At 51.2% G+C, this 20,771-nt stretch carries 16 protein-coding genes and 1 pseudogene; 6 read left to right on the top strand and 11 right to left on the bottom strand.

Annotated elements, in window-relative coordinates; genetic code table 11:
- Positions 1 to 62 precede the first annotated feature (62 nt).
- The 6 genes from ACJAZW_RS05865 (at position 63) to trxA (ACJAZW_RS05840) (ending at position 10,234) form a co-directional block, all read left to right on the top strand.
- Positions 63 to 2,459, top strand: a complete 2,397-nt coding sequence (locus ACJAZW_RS05865; protein WP_415156003.1) for an ATP-binding protein — start codon at positions 63 to 65, stop codon at positions 2,457 to 2,459.
- Positions 2,460 to 2,471: 12 nt separating this feature from the next.
- Positions 2,472 to 2,966 carry a tRNA (adenosine(37)-N6)-threonylcarbamoyltransferase complex ATPase subunit type 1 TsaE gene (gene tsaE, locus ACJAZW_RS05860; protein ID WP_415156001.1) on the top strand — a complete coding sequence of 165 codons (495 nt, stop codon included), beginning with the start codon at positions 2,472 to 2,474 and terminating at the stop codon, positions 2,964 to 2,966.
- A 28-nt stretch (positions 2,967 to 2,994) separates the two neighbouring features.
- The gene (gene addB / locus ACJAZW_RS05855) at positions 2,995 to 6,033 is read left to right on the top strand and encodes a double-strand break repair protein AddB (protein ID WP_415155999.1); all 3,039 of its coding nucleotides are present in this window, start codon (positions 2,995 to 2,997) and stop codon (positions 6,031 to 6,033) included.
- Complete coding sequence (gene addA, locus ACJAZW_RS05850) at positions 6,030 to 9,500, top strand: double-strand break repair helicase AddA (RefSeq protein ID WP_415155997.1); 3,471 nt, start codon at positions 6,030 to 6,032, stop codon at positions 9,498 to 9,500. The genes addB and addA overlap by 4 nt, the downstream gene beginning before the upstream one ends.
- A gap of 72 nt (positions 9,501 to 9,572) precedes the next feature.
- Positions 9,573 to 9,896 (top strand): thioredoxin, encoded by a 324-nt coding sequence (trxA, locus tag ACJAZW_RS05845; RefSeq protein WP_415155995.1) that lies wholly within the window; start codon positions 9,573 to 9,575, stop codon positions 9,894 to 9,896.
- Positions 9,897 to 9,910: 14 nt separating this feature from the next.
- Positions 9,911 to 10,234, top strand: a complete 324-nt coding sequence (gene trxA / locus ACJAZW_RS05840) for a thioredoxin (RefSeq protein WP_415155993.1) — start codon at positions 9,911 to 9,913, stop codon at positions 10,232 to 10,234.
- 558 nt (positions 10,235 to 10,792) lie between these two features.
- Here trxA (ACJAZW_RS05840) and ACJAZW_RS05835 read toward each other — a convergent pair.
- The 11 genes and pseudogenes from ACJAZW_RS05835 to ACJAZW_RS05785 form a co-directional block, all read right to left on the bottom strand.
- On the bottom strand, positions 10,793 to 12,097 hold the full coding sequence (locus ACJAZW_RS05835) for a bifunctional folylpolyglutamate synthase/dihydrofolate synthase (RefSeq protein WP_415155991.1): 1,305 nt from the start codon (positions 12,095 to 12,097) through the stop codon (positions 10,793 to 10,795).
- Between the two features lie 6 nt (positions 12,098 to 12,103).
- Positions 12,104 to 13,096 carry an acetyl-CoA carboxylase, carboxyltransferase subunit beta gene (gene accD / locus ACJAZW_RS05830; protein WP_415155989.1) on the bottom strand — a complete coding sequence of 331 codons (993 nt, stop codon included), beginning with the start codon at positions 13,094 to 13,096 and terminating at the stop codon, positions 12,104 to 12,106.
- A 177-nt stretch (positions 13,097 to 13,273) separates the two neighbouring features.
- Positions 13,274 to 14,098, bottom strand: a complete 825-nt coding sequence (trpA, locus tag ACJAZW_RS05825) for a tryptophan synthase subunit alpha (RefSeq protein ID WP_415155987.1) — start codon at positions 14,096 to 14,098, stop codon at positions 13,274 to 13,276.
- A gap of 43 nt (positions 14,099 to 14,141) precedes the next feature.
- Positions 14,142 to 15,362 (bottom strand): tryptophan synthase subunit beta, encoded by a 1,221-nt coding sequence (gene trpB / locus ACJAZW_RS05820; RefSeq protein ID WP_415155985.1) that lies wholly within the window; start codon positions 15,360 to 15,362, stop codon positions 14,142 to 14,144.
- A gap of 24 nt (positions 15,363 to 15,386) precedes the next feature.
- Complete coding sequence (locus ACJAZW_RS05815; RefSeq protein ID WP_415155983.1) at positions 15,387 to 16,031, bottom strand: phosphoribosylanthranilate isomerase; 645 nt, start codon at positions 16,029 to 16,031, stop codon at positions 15,387 to 15,389.
- A gap of 83 nt (positions 16,032 to 16,114) precedes the next feature.
- On the bottom strand, positions 16,115 to 16,462 hold the full coding sequence (locus tag ACJAZW_RS05810) for a lipopolysaccharide assembly protein LapA domain-containing protein (RefSeq protein ID WP_415155981.1): 348 nt from the start codon (positions 16,460 to 16,462) through the stop codon (positions 16,115 to 16,117).
- Between the two features lie 51 nt (positions 16,463 to 16,513).
- Positions 16,514 to 16,792: an integration host factor subunit beta gene (locus tag ACJAZW_RS05805; protein ID WP_415155979.1), complete on the bottom strand. Its 279-nt coding sequence runs from the start codon at positions 16,790 to 16,792 to the stop codon at positions 16,514 to 16,516.
- 48 nt (positions 16,793 to 16,840) lie between these two features.
- Positions 16,841 to 17,788, bottom strand: coding sequence for a signal peptide peptidase SppA (sppA, locus tag ACJAZW_RS05800; protein WP_415155977.1), 948 nt, complete (start codon positions 17,786 to 17,788; stop codon positions 16,841 to 16,843).
- 184 nt (positions 17,789 to 17,972) lie between these two features.
- Entirely contained in the window at positions 17,973 to 19,688 is a 1,716-nt protein-coding gene (gene rpsA / locus ACJAZW_RS05795; protein WP_415155975.1) for a 30S ribosomal protein S1, read from the bottom strand.
- A gap of 226 nt (positions 19,689 to 19,914) precedes the next feature.
- Positions 19,915 to 20,538, bottom strand: coding sequence for a (d)CMP kinase (gene cmk / locus ACJAZW_RS05790; protein ID WP_415155973.1), 624 nt, complete (start codon positions 20,536 to 20,538; stop codon positions 19,915 to 19,917).
- A gap of 14 nt (positions 20,539 to 20,552) precedes the next feature.
- Positions 20,553 to 20,771, bottom strand: a pseudogene (locus ACJAZW_RS05785) (3-phosphoshikimate 1-carboxyvinyltransferase); the annotation flags it as partial.

The following is a 20,771-nucleotide window of genomic DNA, read 5'->3' as shown; positions in this document are numbered from 1 at the left end:
AGCCGGGAACTTTCCCGATCAGTAAAGGAGTCGCAAGATTCGCAAGCGCGCCCATCGCGCTCATGCTGACGAGCCCAGTATTTGCACAGGCAAATGAACTGACCAATTCGCAACTGCTCGCAACAACACCATATGCAATCGCTGTCGGTGCCGTATTGTTTGGTACGGCCACCACATTTTTAGCCCTGATGCAGCGACAAAAAAGCCAACGTGCGACGGCCAGCGCGAAACAGCAAATTATGGACTTAAGCGCAGCGCTGGATGAAAAAGAAAACATCCTCAACGGCATGTCCGAAATTACCGTCATATGGCGCGACCCGACATCGACCCCAGAAGTCGTTGGCCCGGTTCGACAGGTGATCGAGAACTTTATCACAAACCAAATGGTGCTTGATTTTGACAGTTGGCTCACCGCTCAAAGCGCGATTGAGGTCAAGTTCAAGCTTGCCGACTTGCTTGCGCAAGGCACCGAGTTTGAATTTGGCGCCAATGGCAGTTCGGAACAACGTTATCGCGTTTGTGGCAAATTGGTTGCTGGCAGTCCCGTGTTGCGGATCGCGCGTCGCATTGCAGCAGAAGAAGTGCCATATGTGTTGCCCAGCACGGGCAAACATTCACTCGATATCGAAACCTGCGCGCAACTATTTGACAAACTGAAGCACCCCTCTTGGGTACGTGATGTGCGGGGTAAGTTGGTCAAGGTCAATCAAGCCTATTACGAGCTGCTTGGCATAAGCGAAGAAAATCGCAACGGCGACATGCCTGAATTGTTCGACAATGCGGCATTGCTCCGGTTGAGGGAAATCGGCGCAACTGGCGGGTCGCACTCCATCACCGAACAGCATGAAAAATTTGGAACGCTCGACGTGACCAAATTTAAGCTGGCAAACGGCACCGCAGGATATGCTGTTCAGGGCCTGGCGTCCAACGAGAAAAAAAACGACCCTCGCGCCAGCTTCCTCACCGCTGCGATCAACGAGCTGCATACCCCGGTTGCCGTTTTTGATGGCAGTGCGCAGCTAACCCACTACAATAGAAGTTTTGCAGAGTTTTGGGAGCTTGACACCAAATGGCTCGATACGCACCCAAATGAAAAAGCCATTCTGGACCGATTGCGCACCCAAGGCCACTTGCCACTTGAGCCAGATTATAAAAAATGGCGCTCCACACATCTTTCAAGCTATGGGTTGAAAAAAACCCGCGAAGACATGTGGCACCTACCGTCTGGTCAAGTGCTCAATGTCACCGCATCGCCAGCGCCAAACGCCCGTGGCGTGATTTATGTCTATCACAATGTCACAGAAAAACTGGCCCTAGAGAGCAGATATAACGCGCTTATTCATGTGCAAGATGAAACACTAAACGCCCTGCGTGAAGCCGTCGCTGTATTTGGGACAGACGGTCGGCTGAAATTGCACAACACAAAACTTTCGTCGATATGGAAGCTTCCACTCAACGAACTCAGCAAAAAAACCCACATTTCTGACATTGTCGAGATGAGCGACAGGGCATTGCCAGAAGATGGGCGCGACATTTGGGTCGACCTGAAATCATTCATTATCGACATCAGCCCCGAGCGTTCAAACAAAACAGGACGTATCGCGCGCGCGGATGGCCGCCTGATCGATTACGCCATCGTGCGATTGCCAGACGGGCAAACGCTGGTCACCTTTGTCGATGTCACCGAAAATGCATCTTATGAACGGGTGCTCAAAGAGCGCAACGAAGCGCTCGAAACGGCGGATAAACTCAAAGATGCGTTCGTGCAAAACGTATCCTATGAGTTCCGTTCGCCCCTAACAAACATTATTGGTTTTTCTGACCTGTTGACGTCTGGCGAAGCTGGCGCGCTTAACGAAAAACAAATGAACTACGCAAACTATATTCGATCTTCAAGCGCGACGCTGGGGCTGTTGATTGACAATATTTTGGATCTCACCACCATAGACGCGGGCATCGCAGAGCTTCACCCTGAAATACTCGATGTCGCCGAACTGGTTGAAAAAGCCAAGGCTGGCGTGGTCGCAACATTGCAAGTTGCTGAATCGGAGACGCCGATTAATTTATCCATCAATGTGGCCAATAATTTGCCCGCCTTTGTGGCGGATGGTGCGCGTATCGTGCAGGTGCTCTATAATCTTTTGTCAAACGCGGTCCGCTATTCAGAACCTGGCTCAAAGGTCGCGCTGGACGTGATCGAACGGGCTGGACGTATTTTGTTTATCGTTGAAGATGAAGGGGAAGGCATCCCTGAAGATATGATCTCATCCATCTTTGACCGGTTTGAAGGCCGCGCCGTTGCCGGGCGGCAACGCGGCGCTGGGTTGGGCCTTTCGATCGTCAAAACCTTTGCCCATATGCACGGCGGAACCATCAGCATTGAAAAACGCGAGCCCAAAGGCACCCGTGTAATCGTCAATCTGCCAGCCGAACAAATTATCCAAGGCGCTGCGGAGTAATGTGGACCGAAAATGACGGACCAAGCGCACTACAAGATTGAAACCGAAAACGGCACGAAGCAGCTCGCGCGCGCCTTTGCACAAATTGTAAAGGCTGACGACGTGATTTTGCTGTCTGGCGATTTGGGCGCGGGAAAATCTTTCTTCGCGCGCTGTTTGTTGAGAGAACTGGCAAACGATCCAGAATTGGAAGTCCCAAGCCCAACTTTTTCGCTCGTTCAGCCGTACCATTTTCCGACCATCGCTTGCCTTCACGCCGATCTATATCGTTTGTCAGATGAAAGTGAAGCCGAAGAACTCGGGCTTTTTGACGGTGAGCATTTGATGCTGATTGAATGGCCTGATCGGTTGCCAGACTTAAGTGACAAAGCCCGTTACGCGCTGGCCATTAAGAATGTCAGTGGCCAGGCAGAGGGCCGCATTTTGACCGTCACCGCTCAAGCAAATGACCTGAAATCGCTTGCCGCGCTGCTCGAATCCCATTCAGATATTCATCTAACAATCTAATTCGCTCCGTCCTAAGGCAAAAGTTGCAATGCAACACCAAAAGCTGTTTTCCATCCCGCCCCATGCGCCGTTTTTGCCAACGCTTGCGCAAGGTTTGATGGACGGCAGCTTGTTGCCCAATTGGCCGCGAAGTGGGCCGTTCTGGCTTTCTGATATCACGATCTATTTGCCCACCAAGCGCGCACGATTGGCCCTGATAGATCAGTTGATCAAGCTCAATCAGGGCAGTCAATTGTTGCCAAATATCTTCACCATGGGGGAGGGTGATGATGCAGAAAACGCGTTTTTCACCGATCCGGATGTTGAAAGTTTCAATGTAACCTCAAAGCTTTACCGCACCACAATTCTCAGTCAGTTGATCCAAAAATGGGCTGAAACCGCAGCAAAAAGCGGACAGCCGGGATTTTCATCACCCCCCTCGACGACTGAAATTTTGGCCATGGCCCAAAGCCTTGGCGGATTGATCGACGATTTTTTAACCGAAGAAGTTGGTTTTGAACGCATCAAACAATTGGTGCCAGAAGAGTTGGCGCAAAATTGGCAAGAAACGCTGCAATTTTTAGAAATTGCATTTGAGGCCTGGCCCGCTCACCTTGCCGAAATCGGACAAATCGATGCTGCTTTGTTGCGCCGTCAACGCTTTGATTTTGCTACCGCGTCATTGCCCCTGCGCTACACTGATCGTCCTGTCATTGCCGCAGGGTCAACCGGTTCTGTGCCTGCAACCAAGCGTTTTCTCGCCGCAATTGCTAAACTGCCGAACGCCGCGATTGTGTTGCCCGGCTTTGATGTATCGATGTCTGCAAACGAGCAGGCGCACCTGATTGAAGACAAAAATGAATGCCACGCTCATCCACAATTTGGCATGGCAAAATTGTTGCGCCAAATCGGCGAAGGTCCTGCCGCCGTGCAAGAATTGGGTGCGTCAACAAGTGTGCGTTCAATCGTTCTCAACGCGACTTTGGCTCGACCTGAACAAACGGCCAATTGGCATCATGATAGATCAAGCATTGACCCAGTTGCGTTGGATCATGCGCTCAATCACGTCGGACTATTGGGCGTTGATAATCTGGACCAGGAAGCGCGCGCGATTGCGCTTGCGGCCCGCGAGGCTGTAGGAAACGGTCAACAAGTGGGCATCATATCCCCGGACCGAGATCTGGCGCGCCGGATCAAGGTAGAACTCGAGCGGTTTGATATTGTCATCGATGACAGCGCGGGCATGCCGCTCAATCAGTCGCCCGCCGGGCGCTTGCTGCGCCAATTGTTGGCGGCCTTAAAATCAGACTTCAAGCCAGTTGACTTGATCGCGCTGCTCGCCAACCGCAATGTGCGACTAGGCCGAGAACGGTCCGAAATATCAAAACTGCGCGAATTGCTCGATCTGAGTGTGCTGCGCGGCGCGCGCGGCATCAATGGGCTTGCAGGCATCAAACAGCTGATTGCTGACAACGCAGCGAAAAAAACCAAGCGCGTGACAAAGCGTCTTAGCCAAGATGAGGCGGATGCACTCACGCAATTGATTGATGATGTGCACACAGCAATCGCGCCAATTCTTGACGATGGAAACGTTTGTTGGAACATGACTAGAATTGCCCAAACTGTCCCGGCACTTGTGCGAAACATTTGCGGTACAGACGCGGCACAAAGTGGGATGTTCCAAGGGGTCATTGAGCTGATGCAATGGGCCGAAGATTTGGCCCGCTGCACCCATTTTTCACCCGCTTCAACTCCCCATGATGTGATCAATTCCATCGGCCTGTTGATGCAAAATATTACCGTTCGCCCACCCGAAACCACACGCCAAGATGTGCAAATTTGGGGCCGTATTGAAGCCCGTCTTCTTAGTGCTGACATGATGATTTTGGCCGGTTTAAACGAGGGCGTCTGGCCCGAAATCGCAGAGCCGGGACCATGGCTTTCACGTGGCATGAAACTGGCTTTATCGCTTGACCCGCCTGAGCGAAAAGTTGGTCTTGCGGCCCACGATTTTTTGATGGGCATGGGGGCTCAAAAACTGTTGATCACCTATGCAAAGCGGCGCGGCACATCGCCTTCTGATCCCTCTCGTTTTATCCAACGGTTAGAAGCTTTTTTGGGCGAAACCCGCACCAAAACCCTCTATGCAAAAACGGCTCATTTCAAGACTTACCTCAAGTCCATCGATGCGGTGGACACCCCAAAACTTAGCCGCCGACCTGTCCCCGCTCCCCCTGCAAATGTCCGCCCGCGCCGCCTGTCGATCACTGAAATTGAAACGCTGATCCGCGACCCTTATGCGATTTACGCAAAGCACGTTTTAGGCCTCAAAAAACTGCGGCCCTTGGGCGCTGCGCCCGATACCGCAGAACGCGGCAGCTTGATCCATGATGTGCTCGGCTCATTCGTCGAAGAGGGCAATGATTTCACTGCGCCAAACGCGCATCGGGCCTTGATGGATATTGCGACCAACATATATCAACGCCTTGATGATGTGGCGGATCGGCGCGACATTTGGCTGAAGCGGTTCGCAGCAATTGCGCACAAAGTGATTGCCTATGAAACTGCGCGCGACCCGAAGATCAGCCAACGTTATGCCGAAAAATTTGGCGCAACCACTCTGCCCGTCGCCAGCGCCCAGTTCGAAATTTATGGTTATGCCGATCGGGTTGATATTCAACTTGATGGGGCTGCGGAACTGATTGATTTTAAAACTGGTTCTATTCCAACCGTAAAAGACATGCAAAATTTCATGAGCCCGCAATTGCCCATGGAGGCGATGATTTTGCGCCACGCCGGATTTGCTGATGTGCCAAAAGCCGACAGTGATGCGCTCACCTACATCAAATTATCGCATGGCCCAGACCCGTTTGAAATCACTAATTTCGCCACCGGAAAACAAGGTCTTGATGCGCTGATCGACGATTATTGGCGGCACTTTTCCGCCTATGCGGACATGATGCTTTTGCGCGATGAAACCGCCATGGCGGCGCAGTTGATGCCAAAAGAAAACCAGCAATATGCGGGCGATTACGACCATTTCGCGCGGCAAAAAGAATGGATGATTGATCAAGGAGATGAGGAATGAGTAATGGACCTCGTGGCCCCCTTTCGATCTCTGATGAAACGCAAAATAGTCAAAAAATCGCCGCAGACCCGAGCACCAATGTTTGGGTGAAAGCCAATGCGGGCTCCGGCAAAACCTATGTGCTCAGTCGTCGCGTTTTGCGGTTGCTGATTGATGGGGTGCCGCCCGAACAAGTGCTTTGCTTGACCTACACCAAGGCCGCCGCCGCTGAAATGCGCGCCCGCGTTACCAAAGTGCTCGGCCAATGGGCGGTGATGGACGAGGAAAAGCTGGTTGAGGCGATTATCGATCTTGAGCATAAGCGCCCGGACGAAAAACGCCTAAACCATGCGCGCCAGCTTTTTGCACGAGCCCTCGAAACCCCTGGCGGTTTGAAAATCAACACCATCCACGCTTTTTGTGAGAGCGTGTTGCATCGGTTCCCGCTGGAAGCTGGCGTGCCGTTCGACTTTCAAGTGATCGATGACGCTGAGCAGTTCGAATTGCTGCGCGCAGCTCGCGAAAAGGTGCTCGCCCAACGGGTTGATGATCCTGAACTCAAGCAAGCTGTCACCCAATTGTTTGACATAGCTTCTGATACAGCACTTGAGGACGCGATTTCTGGCGCTTTGTCGTTCGGCGCAAAACTGCGTTTGGTGCTTAACAATAAAAGCCGCTGCCAGACCAACTTGCAAAACCTTTTGGGCCTTGGCACTGAAGACACTTTAACCCGCATTACCGATCAGGTTTTGAACGGCGCAATTCTGCCGCCAAGCGAATATGGCGCTGTTTCCGCTGAACTAACGCATCTCGGCGTCGCAAAAAACTTCAACAAGAAACTCACAAAAGCCGTCGGATCGCCGCCATCGCCAGAATTGATGTTTGCCACATTTCTAAAACCTGAAGGCACCCGTCCGGGCAAAGGCCATGAAGCCCATTCTGGTGTTGCCAAGCACGATCCATTGCTCGCAGAACGGCTAGAGCAGGAGACTGAGCGGCTTGAAGGCTTGTTTCAAACCTACAGGGCCGCGCAAACGCTTGATCACTCCATGGCGCTGCTGGCGACGATTGAAGCGATCTTTAACCAGTATGATGTGCAAAAGCGCGGGCGGGCGCTGCTTGATTTTGATGATCTGATCATCCATTTGCGCCTACTCTTGGAGAAGTCTGAATTCAAAGACTGGATCGCCTATAAGCTGGATGCAGGCATCACCCATATTTTGGTCGATGAAAGCCAAGACACCAACCCAGAACAATGGCGGATTGTGGAGGCGCTACTCGCCGACTTTTTCGATGGCGAAAGCGCAATCGAACGCCCACGATCAGTGTTTGCTGTGGGCGACGAAAAACAATCGATCTTTAGTTTCCAAGGCGCAGAGCCGCGCTTATTTGGCGAGACGGGCCGCAAGCTTGGTTTGCAGGCTTTGACGGCGGCACGCAGCTGGGAGAGCATAACGCTAAAAACCAGCTTCCGTACGGTTGAAACTATTCTTGGCGCTGTAGACTATGTTTTTGAGCGTCCATTCGCCCATGAGGGACTAACGGGGGATGATGAGAAAACCGTGCATGAAGCGGCCCGCACCATGGGCGGCGGCATGGTTGAGATGTGGCCACCAGTTGAAAAGCCGGACGAACCGCAAACCGATCAAATCTACAAAACAAATGCCAGCGAACCGCGCGCTCGTCCCGAAGATATTTTGGCCGACAAAATCGCCACCAAAATCAATCAGTGGGTCACTTCCGGTCGCCAATTGGGCAATCGAGATGCGGTGGTCAAGCCGGGTGACATTTTGATCCTCGTGCAGTCGCGCGGCGCGATGTTTAAAGCCGTGATCCGCGCGCTCAAGCAAAAGGGCCTGCCCAATTTGGGCGAAGATAAACTGACCGTGTCCACCCACATCGCTGTCGAGGATTTGTTGGTTCTGGCGGACGTCATGTTGAACCCCGCCGACGATTTGGGTTTGGCGACCTTGCTGCGCTCGCCGCTTTTCGGCTGGGACGAAGATCAGCTGTTCGCCCTGGCGCGCGGCAGTCGTAACGGCAAATGCCGCATGCAAAACCAATCACCCGTTTGGCCTTTGTGGGTGCAGCTTCAAGCTGATGCAAAAAGCAACGATGTTGCGCAGGTTGCTGTTGAAACCATCCGGCGTTGGCGCAATCGGATCGATCTTGATCGCCCGTACGAGTTTTTTGCGCACATCATGTTCAAAGAACAAGGACTGCAAAAATTCCATACCCGTTTGGGCGCAGAAATTGACGATGTGGTGAACGAGTTTTTGAACATGGCATTGGCCCACGAACAAACTGATCAACCCTCCATCCTTGGGTTCGTTACCTCCATGCGACAAAGCGAAAGCCAGATCAAACGCGAACTGAGCGAAGCAGGCGACGCCATTCGCGTGATGACCGTGCATGGCGCAAAAGGCTTGGAAGCACCAATTGTCTTTTGCGTTGATGCAACATCTGCACCCGCAGGCAAGCAGAACGCCAAATCGATTCTGATCGAAGCAGATCATGATGCGCCGCAAAACGCATATCTTTTATGGGCGAACGGCTCATCAAATAATCAAGCAGCCCTTGTGCAAGAACTGATTGAAACTGAGAAAAATAAGGACCAAGCCGAATATCGCCGCAAACTTTATGTGGCCCTGACCCGCGCAGAAGACGAACTGTACATTACCGGTGTCGCCAAACGGGGGCAGGACAAAAGCTGGTACCAAATGGTCTATGATGGCCTCGCGCCCCATTGTGCATCGATCAAAGTCGATGATCAGATCGTTGCGTGGCGCTATCCAGCGGATGCTAAGCATAAACCCTTGGGCCGCGCAATTGATCTAAAACCGATTGTGGCCCCTTCGCCCGATTGGCTAACAAGTGCAGCGCCTGAGCCTGTCGTTAGACGCATTGTTGAACCCTCAAAACATGATGAAACTGCCCCGTCGGGCAAAGGGGGCAGCCTAGATCGCGAAACTGCACGGGTGCGCGGCACAGCCTTGCACGCCTTGTTGCAATTCATGCCCAGATTTTCTGAGGCTGAGCGCGATAAAATGGCCGCGCAGGCGCTTTTGTCCCTCATGCCAATTCGCCCTGAATTGCATGAAGCGATGATTGGTGAAGCAAATGCTATTCTTAGTAACCCAAATTTTGCCGACCTGTTTGGCGTACAATCGCGTGGCGAAGTAGCGGTGGCCGCTGACATTCACTATGAAGGCAAGCCGTCGCGCATCACCGGGCGAATTGACAGGTTGCTGATCACTGATCAAGAAGTGCTGATTGTTGACTTTAAATCAGACGCCAATCCGCCATCGGCAAGCGACGCCATTCCTAAAAACTATCGCACCCAGCTGACGCGTTACCGTGCCGCCTTGCGCAATCAGTTTCCAAATCTTCCGATAAATTGTGCGATTTTGTGGACACAGAATGCGCAAATGTCCAAATTGTTAGATTCTGAATTTCAATCGACCACAAAATCGTTCACCTCGTCGTGATTTGCTTGAACCGGACGACGACTCTTCTTACGTTCAACTTAACCGAGTAATAATTCAAGAAAGGGGCAGGCTATGACCACCCAAGTATCAGAAGCACAATTCTCTGAAGAAGTTCTGGGCGCAGACGTACCAGTTTTGGTCGATTTTTGGGCAGAATGGTGCGGACCATGTAAAGCGATTGCACCTGTTTTGGAAGAAATTTCAAATGAGATGGCCGGACGCGTGAAAATCGTTAAGCTCAATGTGGATGAAAACCCAAACATTGCAGCCAAATATGGCATTCGCTCAATCCCAACCATGATCTTGTTCAAAGGTGGCGAAGCGGCTGACATGAAAGTTGGCGCAGGCGAACCAAAAGCTGGTCTTGTTAAATGGCTTGAAGGTCACGCAGCTTAATAGGGAAAACCACCATGCTCAAAGATGTCGATGACCAAAACTTTGCTTCCGAAGTGTTGCAAAGCGATCAACCTGTCTTGGTCGATTTTTGGGCCGAATGGTGCGCACCATGCAAGGCGATGGATCCGATTTTAGAAAAAGCGGCCCAAGATTTGACCGGACGTGTGAAGCTTGTAAAGCTCAATGGTGCGGATAACCCTTCAACGATGAGCCAATATGGGGTGCGCAACATGCCAACTTACTTGCTGTTCAAACAAGGCGAAGTGGTGGATATGAAAGTCGGCGCGACCCTGTCACATGTGGGGCTGGTTAAGTGGCTGGAAAGCTATGAGGCTTAGGCCATCCTCAAATTGTTAAAATTAGAACGCCGCGCCAACTAATGGGGCGGCGTTTTGTTTGCAAGTGTATCGCCCCATGTCGGGCACGTGGGAAGCGTTTTTGGCTTGTAGTTGGTTATACGCGGTTTGCCAAATCAGTTGGATGTTTGGTTTAATCCGACCCTTTTGAGCGCACGACTGGCTTCCCCCCACCCTTAATCCCTCCCCACAAGGGGGAGGGAAACCAAAACGTCAAGTCATCGATTTGGGGTATCCGAGCGAAGAACCTGAGAGAGATTTGATGGGATAGGAATGGAGGCAGCTTACATTTCTACTTTTTGCGAGAGCCAGGGTCGCAAATTTAAGCACATTCAAGGCACTGCCTCTGTTCCACTCCCCACAAAGGGGGAGGGAAATTAGGTTTGGTTTTCGTGTCATCCGCAGCAATTAAATCACAAATCCCATCTTTCAAATTTGTCGGCATCCTCAGTCTTCTCCCTCCCCCTTGTGGGGAGGGCTGGGGTGGGGGGTAAACCAAAAACCCCAGCGCACCCCAAAAGCACCTTTATTTAGACGAAATCACACGGGCGGCGTTTTGTTTTGTCCCAAAACATCACCGGCCAAATAAAGCGATCCACAAATCACCACCCGTTGTGGTTCATCGCGCGCCACCAGTTTAAGCGCGTCCTGCACTGATTGGGTGTGGGTGGCTGCAAAACCGTGTTTAATCGCCAATTCGGCAAGAACTTCAGGCAAAGTGCCCGCGTTTGTCGTCAAGTCATCGGCCGGGACCGGCACCGTGATGACCCGCTTGGCCAAGCCTTTAAAACAGTTCAGATAGCCTTCAACATCCTTGTTGCCCAGCATGCCGAGTATTAGGGTTAACGGCCTAGATTGACGTTCATTAAGATCGCCCAGCGCCTGGGCCAACACTTGTGCGCCCGCCAAATTGTGCCCGCCGTCGAGCCACAGGTCACTGCCCACCGCCAGCATGTTTTGCAATAATCCGGGCAAGGGCTGCATGCGCGCCGGCCAAACAACGTTTTGCATGCCTGCTGCAATCGTTTCTGACGTGATGCCGGCGCCAAAATGTTTTAGCGCGGCAATGGCGGTGGACGCATTCTCATATTGATGGATACCGTGCAGGCGTGGCGCGGGGAGGTCTTCAAGGCCGTCAAGGTCTTGATAGACAAAACGATTGCGCTCTGGATAGCCATCAAAATCTTGCCCGCAAATGAAAGGCACAATGCCCAACTCCGCAGCGCGTTTTTCCAACACGTCCATCGCATCATGGGGTTGCCGCGAAAACACAGCCTTTGCGCCAGACTTCAAAATGCCTGCTTTTTCAAAGGCGATTTTTTCAATCGTGTCGCCCAAAAACTGAATATGGTCGATGGAGATAGGCGTAATGACACAACCTAGCGGTTTTTCCACCACATTGGTGCTGTCCAATCGCCCACCAAGCCCTGTTTCAAGCAAAACATAGTCGGCATCGACTTCAGAAAACAAAACAAAGGCGACCGCCGTGGTAATCTCAAAGAAGGTGATCGTTTGCCCGTCATTGATCCGCTCGACCCGCTCCAACGCTTCGTTTAAACGGGTTTCGTCAACCAGCGACCCAGCTAGTCGAAACCGCTCGTTAAAGTGGGTCAGGTGCGGGCTGACATAGACATGAACCCGTTTCCCAGCGGCTTCCAGCATCGCGCGCATAAAGGCAATGGTAGAGCCCTTGCCATTGGTGCCTGCAACATGAATAACCGGCGGCAAACGTTTCTCAGGATGACCCAATTGCTCAAGCAAACGCATCAATCGTTCCAACGAAAGGTCCATCTTTTTAGGATGCAGCGCCAGCAGGCGCTGCGTGATCTCATCGGTGCGGGTCATTGAAGCCTATTCGGCGTGGGCAGCAGGGGGTGGTGTCAAATCTTCGCTGTTTTCGGCGGGCACATTGTCAGTTTCGTCGACCCCTTCTGCTGCAACAATTGCGTCGCGCACAGTCGACTTTTTAGGTGCCTTGAGTTCCATATCGTTAAGCGGTGATTTGGTGAATATGCCAACCAATTTACCAATCGTTGGACGCAAATTGTGCCGGTGCACAACCATATCCACCATGCCGTGATCATATAAATATTCTGAGCGCTGGAAGCCTTTGGGCAGACTTTCGCGGATCGTTTGCTCGATCACCCGTTGGCCAGCAAAACCGATCAATGCATTTGGCTCTGCAATTTGCACATCCCCCAGCATCGCGTAGGACGCCGTTACACCGCCAGTTGTTGGATCGGTGAACACCACAATGTACGGAAGGCCAGCCTCGCGCAAACGCGCCACAGCAACCGTTGTGCGTGGCATTTGCATCAACGAAAGCATGCCCTCTTGCATGCGCGCGCCGCCCGATGCGGTAAACAGAATAAACGGTGTTTTGTTTTTCACCGCCATCTCAAGGCCCTTAACAATCGTCGCACCAGCTGCCATGCCCAGCGAGCCGCCGCCAAAGTCAAAATCTTGCACACCAACGGTCACATCACGGCCAATCAGCTTGCCACTAGCCAATAACACACAGTCTTTCATGTCTGTTTTGGCGCGATATTCGCGCAATTGATCGGCATATTTTTTGTTGGCACGGAACTTCAGCGGATCGTGCACAACATCGGGCACTTCATGCTCGGTAAATTCGCCATCATCCAAGAAGGATTTCATGCGGTCCCGTGCTTTGATTTTCATATGAAAACCAGAATTTGGCACCACCCATTGGTTGGCTTCCAAATCGCGATAAAACACCATCTCGCCGCTTTGAGGGCATTTCACCCAAAGATTTTCGGGGCTTTCGCGCTTGTTCAAAAACGAGCGGATTTTTGGGCGAACAACTGAATTGATCCAGTTCATGAAGCTATCAGGCCTTCCTGTATTGCGTTTGTTTACGCCGCGCAAAATTTGATCGCAGCAGCCATAGTCTTTTCCCCATTATACTGCAACTCAACTTTGTTGGCGAGGCAGCTTTTGGGCATAATGGGCGACAGCTATTCCCGCTGACCATAAATATAGGGTTTTGCTGTGCCAAATTTAAGATCTGGCGGCGTGAACACCTTTTGCTATCTCGGCCACGAGCGTGTGCACTGCGGCCACAGTTTTGTTGGTGGCTTTGCCATTGAAAAGGCTGTCTTCAACCGCTTTCACCAAGGCTGAACCCACCACAACGCCATCAGCGTCAGCGCCAATGCGTTTCGCATCCGTTGCGGTTTTGATGCCAAAGCCCACGCAGATCGGCAGATTAGTGTGCGATTTGAGGCGATTAACTTGCTGGGCGACATCTGTTGGGTTGGAAAGAGCTGACCCGGTTACCCCGGTCATCGAGACATAATAGACAAAGCCAGACGTGTTGCTCATCACCATCGCCAAGCGCGCGTCATCGGTTGTTGGTGTGGCCAAACGGATGAAGTTCAACCCAGCTTTAATCGCGGGCAGACAAAACTCCTCATCTTCCTCCGGCGGCAAATCCACGATAATCAACCCGTCGATACCGGCCGCCAACCCGTCTGCAATGAAGCGCTCGACACCATAAATATAGATCGGGTTGTAATAGCCCATCAAAACGATCGGCGTTGTATCATCTTTTTTGCGGAAATCGCGCACCATTTGCACGGTTTTGACCATGTCCTGACCAGCCTCTAAGGCGCGCTGACCAGCGGCTTGAATAGCCGGACCATCCGCCATCGGATCAGAAAATGGCATGCCGATTTCAATCACATCGGCACCGGCTGCAGGCAGTCCATCTATGATGTGTTGCGCGGTTTCCAGATCAGGATCGCCCGCCATCACAAAGGTGACAAATGCTGGGCGGTTTTCTTGTTTGAGCGCCGCAAACCGAGTGTCCATACGTTGTGTCATAAATTCAAGTCCTCAAAAGGCGATCAACGCCAAACCAATTGCGCTAGCCACTGTTAAGATCGATGCCCAAATGCTTAGCGGCGGTGAACACATCTTTGTCGCCGCGCCCGCATAAATTCATCACGATGATCTGATCTTTACCCATGGTCGGCGCGCGTTTGACAATTTCTGCCAAAGCGTGGCTCGGCTCAAGCGCTGGGATAATCCCCTCAAGACGGGTGAGAAGTTGGAACGCTTCCAAGGCCTCATCGTCATTGATCGGTACATATTCAACCCGACCGCTGTCTTTCAAAAATGAATGTTCAGGGCCAATGCCCGGATAATCAAGTCCGGCAGAAATTGATGCGCCTTCATCAATTTGCCCATCATAGTTTTGCAGCAAATAGGTGCGGTTGCCGTGTAACACGCCCGGGCTTCCCGCCGTCAATGACGCGCAATGCTCGTCTGTGTCCAAGCCTTTACCGCCAGCTTCAACACCAACAATTTTGACGTCTCGGTCATCAAGGAACGGGTGAAACAAGCCAATAGCATTTGAGCCGCCACCAACGGCGGCGATCAGCATGTCGGGCAAGCGGCCTTCTGCTTCTTGCATTTGCTCTTTGGTTTCTTCGCCAATAATCGATTGGAAATCCCGCACCATTTCAGGATAGGGGTGCGGGCCAGCCGCTGTGCCGATCAAGTAATAGGTGTCTTCAACATTGGTCACCCAATCACGCAACGCTTCGTTCATGGAATCTTTTAACGTGCCTTTGCCCGCGGTTACCGGGATAATTTCAGCGCCCAAAAGCTTCATCCGGAAAACGTTTGGCGCTTGGCGTTCAACGTCCTTTGCGCCCATATATATAGTGCAAGGAAAGCCAAACCGCGCGCAAACTGTCGCGGTCGCGACGCCGTGCTGGCCCGCGCCTGTTTCGGCGATGATCCGAGGCTTGCCCATGCGCTTGGCCAAAAGGATTTGCCCAATACAATTGTTGATTTTGTGCGAACCTGTGTGGTTCAGCTCGTCGCGTTTGAAGTAAATCTTCGCGCCGCCCAAATGCTCAGTCATGCGTTCCGCAAAATAAAGTGGCGACGGGCGCCCCACATAATGCTTGAGCAAATAGTCGAACTCTTCCTTAAACGTTGGGTCGGCTTTTGCCGCTTTATACGCTGCGTCCAACTCAAGGATCAGCGGCATCAAAGTTTCAGCAACAAAACGTCCGCCAAAATGACCAAACCGGCCCCGTTCATCCGGACCCATTCTCAAACTGTTTTCACCAGACATTTTACGTCGCTCCTAAATTGTCGCTCAAATGCTAGCAATGGTTGCTTGCGAGATGAACCGGCGGATTTTCTCCGCATCTTTTTCGCCTTTGGCGTGTTCCACACCAGACGATACGTCAATCGCTGCGGGTTGGACTTGTTTTATCGCATCTGCCACATTTTCAACATTCAGCCCACCCGAAAGCATGAAGGGGATCGTTGGGTCAAGCGCTTTAAGGATTGACCAATCAAATACCTCGCCATTCCCCCCAGGTCGGGTCGCGTCTTTGGGTGGTTTCGCATCTAGCAAAACCCAATCCACAAATGGGTGGTACTTTGCCACAGGCTCAAGGTCGTCAAAAGTGCCCACTGGAAGCGCTTTGATCAAGCGGGCGTGGCAGTTGGCCTTTATCTCTTTAACCCGTTCAACGGTCTCACTTCCATGCAGCTGAATATAGTAAGGTCGCAATTGATTGAATTGTTCGATCAATTGATCATCCGGGTTAACGCATAAGATCACAGATTGCGCCCGCGCACCGACATAATTGATCAACTCGCCAATTTGGTCCAATTCAAGATGTCTGGGGCTCTTCGCAAAATGCACAAACCCAATATAGTCGGCGCCCGCTTCAATGGCGGTGTCCACCATCTTTTCGGTCTTAAGCCCGCAAATTTTGATCTGAAGTTGCATTTAGTTTCCTGCCTTGCCAGCTCAACATCAAAGCCCATCCAATTTGCAAAGGCAATTGGTGCTGTAGTTGTGTCGATCAAAGATTAGTACTTGTCATTTTCGAGCAGGGCCAAAGGGTCGTCTGCCGGCGTCGTCGGGGCTGGCGTCACTTCCTTTTGCGCCTTTGTGAGGTCGCGCCGAAGTTGGCGTTCAGCTTTGCGGTGTTTGCCTTGGCTAAACCATCCGCCAGCGCCGCCCAAAACAACACCCACGAGCAGCGACAAATAGATGACCACAAAAAGTGGTAATTCCATTGGTCCCCAAAACGGGGCCTGAGGCGATATGGGGTCGATCCCAATTTGCACTATATGACGGTTTGCCAGTGCAAATATGACCAGTATTAGGCCAAACGGCACCAGCACAAACCACATCACCACGCGTTTGATCATCATGTATTCCTAGCGATAATGCGCTCCGTTTTCGGGCGCGCCAGAGCGGCAAAACTATTTGTTCAGCCGTTCCCGAATTTCTTTGCCTGCTTTGAACTGCGGCACGAATTTTTCTTCAACTTCTACCTTTTCGCCGGTGCGCGGATTGCGCCCAACACGAGCAGGGCGATTTTTGACAGAAAATGCGCCAAAGCCACGCAACTCAGCACGGCCACCATCGGCCAATGCATCCCCAATTTCGTCAATTATCGTATTTACAATATTCTCAACGTCCCGTTGAAACAGGTGCGGATTTTCATCCGCCAGTTGCTGAATAAGTTCCGATTTAATCACTTAGGCCTCCCCAAAATCACTAATTCACTGTAACGCCACAAGAATTAGCTATCTTGCAGGTTGCCAAACAGACACGACACCGTCAAGCGCTGTTACGCTTTTAAAGCTTGATCCAAGCAAATCTTTGGCCGTTGTGCCAATTAGATTTTGCACTTTGTCCCATTGATTTTCGGGTAGCGGGAAGTAAGTGCTCACGTTTTGCTCATCAATATCGTGATTCTCTTTAAGCCAAGCAAGCGCATCTGTTTCATCGCCAATCGCATCAATGAGCTTTTCGGCCAAAGCTTGCCGTCCGGTCAGCACCCGGCCATCGGCAAGTATGAGCACTTGGCTGCGCTCAATCTGACGACGCTCGGCCACAATGTCCACGAACCAATTATAGGAATCATCAACCAACGCCTGATAGCTGGACCGGACATCATCCGCCATCGGCTCATCAATATCTGGTTCAGCTTTTAACGGCCCGGTTGACACCTTGTCATAGTCCAAACCGATCGTTTGGAACAGTTTTGACGCATCCAAATGCATCACCAACACGCCGATAGAGCCAACAATCGACAATCGCCGCGCATAGATGCGGTCAGAACCAACCGCCATCATATAAGCAGCCGAAGCGCCCAGCTCGTTGATCACAGAAACCACTGGTTTCTTTGCCCTTAGGCGCATCAGACCTTCATACAGCTCTTCGCCGCCTGCTGTGCTGCCACCAGGACTATTGATTTGCACAATCACCGACGAAACTTCGTCATTGTCGGCCAATTCGTTCAAAATTGCCCGACGTGTCGGGTCTGAAGTTATAGTGCCGTCAATCACCACCCGCGCAATATGCGTTTTTGCTATCGGTTCGGAAAAGCCGCCCAAGGCTTTGCCCAGAACCGCGATCACGGCAATTGCCAGTGCTGCAAAAGCGATGTAACGCCAGTTGCGGCGCGACCGTCGCAATTCGCGTTGCGCCATCACATTGTCGATCTGCTCGGAATTTGGAATGTTGCTCACAGGGCGCGCTCCACTAGCGATGCTTTGCTCAGAGAAGGTCCAAGCATGGTAAAAACATGACCTGCAAAGTCCTATTGCCTTGTCTTGAAATTTGCAAGGCGTTGAAATGCCGCTGATGCAAAAATCCCGGCGCATCAATCAAGACGCGCCGGGATAAATTCAGATCACTGATTAAGCGGTAAAGCTATTCAGCTATATCGCCTTTTGCAGGGGCATCGCCTTTTTTCAAAGCTGCACCAAGAATATCGCCAAGTGAAGCGCCAGAATCTGTTGAACCATACTGGGCCACAGCTTCTTTTTCTTCTGCGATTTCGAGAGCTTTGATAGACAATGTGATGCGACGAGTTTTCTTGTCAAACTGGATCACACGGGCGTCCACTTTGTCACCAACGGCGAAACGCTCAGGGCGTTGCTCGGAACGCTCACGGCTCAGATCATTGCGCTTGATGAAGGCAATTTGATCGCCATCAGCGATTTGAACTTCAATGCCGCCATCATTTACCTGTGTCACAGCACAAGTAACGATTGAACCTTTGCGCATACCATCGGTTGCTTCGGTGAATGGGTCGTTTGAAAGTTGCTTGATGCCCAAAGAAACACGTTCTTTGTCAATATCAACGTCTAGAACAACAGCTTTCACCATGTCGCCGCGATTGTAATCTTCCAAGGCTTCTTCGCCCTGACGGTTCCAATCAAGGTCAGACAAGTGAACCATGCCGTCAACATCATCTTCAAGGCCAATGAACAAACCAAATTCAGTTTTGTTCTTAACTTCGCCTTCAACTTCAGTCCCTTGTGGGAACCTTGCTGCAAATGCTTCCCAAGGATTATCAAGGCACTGTTTAAGACCAAGAGAAATACGACGTTTCTCTGGATCAACTTCAAGAACCTTAACTTCAACTTCTTGAGATGTTGAAACGATTTTGCCAGGATGTACGTTCTTCTTGGTCCAGCTCATTTCTGAAACGTGGATCAAGCCCTCAATACCTGGCTCAAGTTCAACAAACGCACCATAATCGGTGATGTTTGTGATGCGACCAGTAAAGCGGCTATCAAGTGGGTACTTCTCGCCAATTGTTTCCCAAGGATCAGCTTCAAGCTGTTTCATGCCAAGTGAAATACGGTGTGTTTCCATATTCACGCGGATGATTTGAACCTTGATGGTCTCACCAATTGTCAGAACTTCTGAAGGATGGTTCACACGACGCCATGCGATGTCCGTGACGTGCAATAGGCCGTCAATGCCACCCAAGTCAACGAATGCACCATAGTCAGTGATGTTTTTAACAACACCATCAACAACTTGGCCTTCTTCAAGCTTACCAACGATTTCAGAACGCTGCTCTGCACGGCTTTCTTCCAAAACAGCACGACGAGAAACAACGATGTTTCCGCGACGCTTGTCCATTTTCAGGATTTGGAAAGGCTGTGAGATGTTCATCAAAGGTGCGATATCGCGGATTGGGCGAATATCTACCTGAGAACGTGGCAAGAACGCTGTTGCGCCATCAAGGTCAACAGTGAAACCACCTTTAACTTGGTTAAAAATGATGCCATCAACACGTGTGTTCTTTTCGAAGAGTTCTTCAAGACGAACCCAGCTCTCTTCACGGCGCGCTTTTTCGCGGGACAGAACAGCCTCGCCCATCGCGTTTTCAACGCGATCAACATAAACTTCGACTTCTGAGCCGACAACAAGCGTGCCATCACGGCCAGCTGCGCCAAATTCTTTCAAAGGCACGCGGCCTTCGGTCTTAAGTCCAACGTCGATTACTGCGAGATCTTTTTCAATCGCAACAATCTTACCTTTAACAACGTTGCCTTCTGCAGGTTCATTTACTTCAAAGCTTTCAAATAATAGAGCTTCAAAATCTTCCATCGAGACAGCAGTATCTGTCATGCGTACTCCGTTCGGCGTGCCGAATATGTTTAGTGTTTCAAAAAAGCATCAATGCCAAATGCGCTTAACCCCGATTGTTGAAACCAACAAATCCGGCACGTAAAGGGTCCGCATTCAACGTGATACACCGATTTATCCAAAGCAGATGAGCCAGTATTCTCGTGTCCTGATCTGTTCTGGCGTTCAAAGGGAAAAAGATTGGATTTAGCACCAAAATGCTGATCTTTTACCCGGTAACGCGCCCAACAATATCAAGAGCTGCTTTGAATGCCGCTTCTATACTCAATTTTGATGTATCTAGCAAGTGGGCATCCGCCGCCTGAAAAAACGCGCCCGCCGGGTTTTCCCGGTCATCTTTATCGCGTTTCTCAATCTGTTTTAGGATCTCATTATACGTCACATCCAGACCACGAGTCAAAAGCTGCTCCGTGCGACGGCGCGCCCGCGTGTCAGCGTTGGCCGTAATGAACAATTTAACTTCGGCTTGCGGACAAATTCGGGTGCCAATATCGCGCCCATCCAAAATCGCGCCTTGCGGCTGTTCCATGAAGGTGCGTTGCATGCGGTTGAGCGCTTTACGCACCTCTGGGATTTGCGCCACTTTTGAGGCCGCCAGTCCAACCTCTGCGGTGGACAGAATGTCTTCATCCAAGGTCAAAGTATCCAGATTGATCGCTGCATCAATTGCAACAGATTCAAAGTCCGCCTGGCCCTCTTTCCCCATGGTCGCCAAGCCCACAGCGCGGTAAAGGAGCCCCGTATCCAAATGCGCCAAGCCGAAATGGGCGGCCAAACGCTTAGCAATTGTGCCTTTTCCAGAAGCGGCGGGTCCATCAACAGCAATCAACATCTCAATATGATCCTCTAGCTATTTAGGCGAACAAATTCGGCGCCCAAACGGCTCATCTCAGGCGCAAATGTAGGGAAACTAGTGGCGATCATATTGCTGTCATCAATACTGACGTCTTTTGTTGTGGCCATCCCCATCACCAAAAAACACATGGCAATCCGATGGTCCAGATGAGTTTTCACCCGGCCGCCGCCCAAAACAAGGCCATTGCCGCCTTCAACACTCAAAAAGTC

This window comes from Maritalea sp. (assembly GCF_047634455.1).
Taxonomy (GTDB): Bacteria; Pseudomonadota; Alphaproteobacteria; order Rhizobiales; family Devosiaceae; genus Maritalea.
Note: the sequence above shows the minus strand (reverse complement) of the source record. Positions and strands in the feature narration are given on the sequence as shown.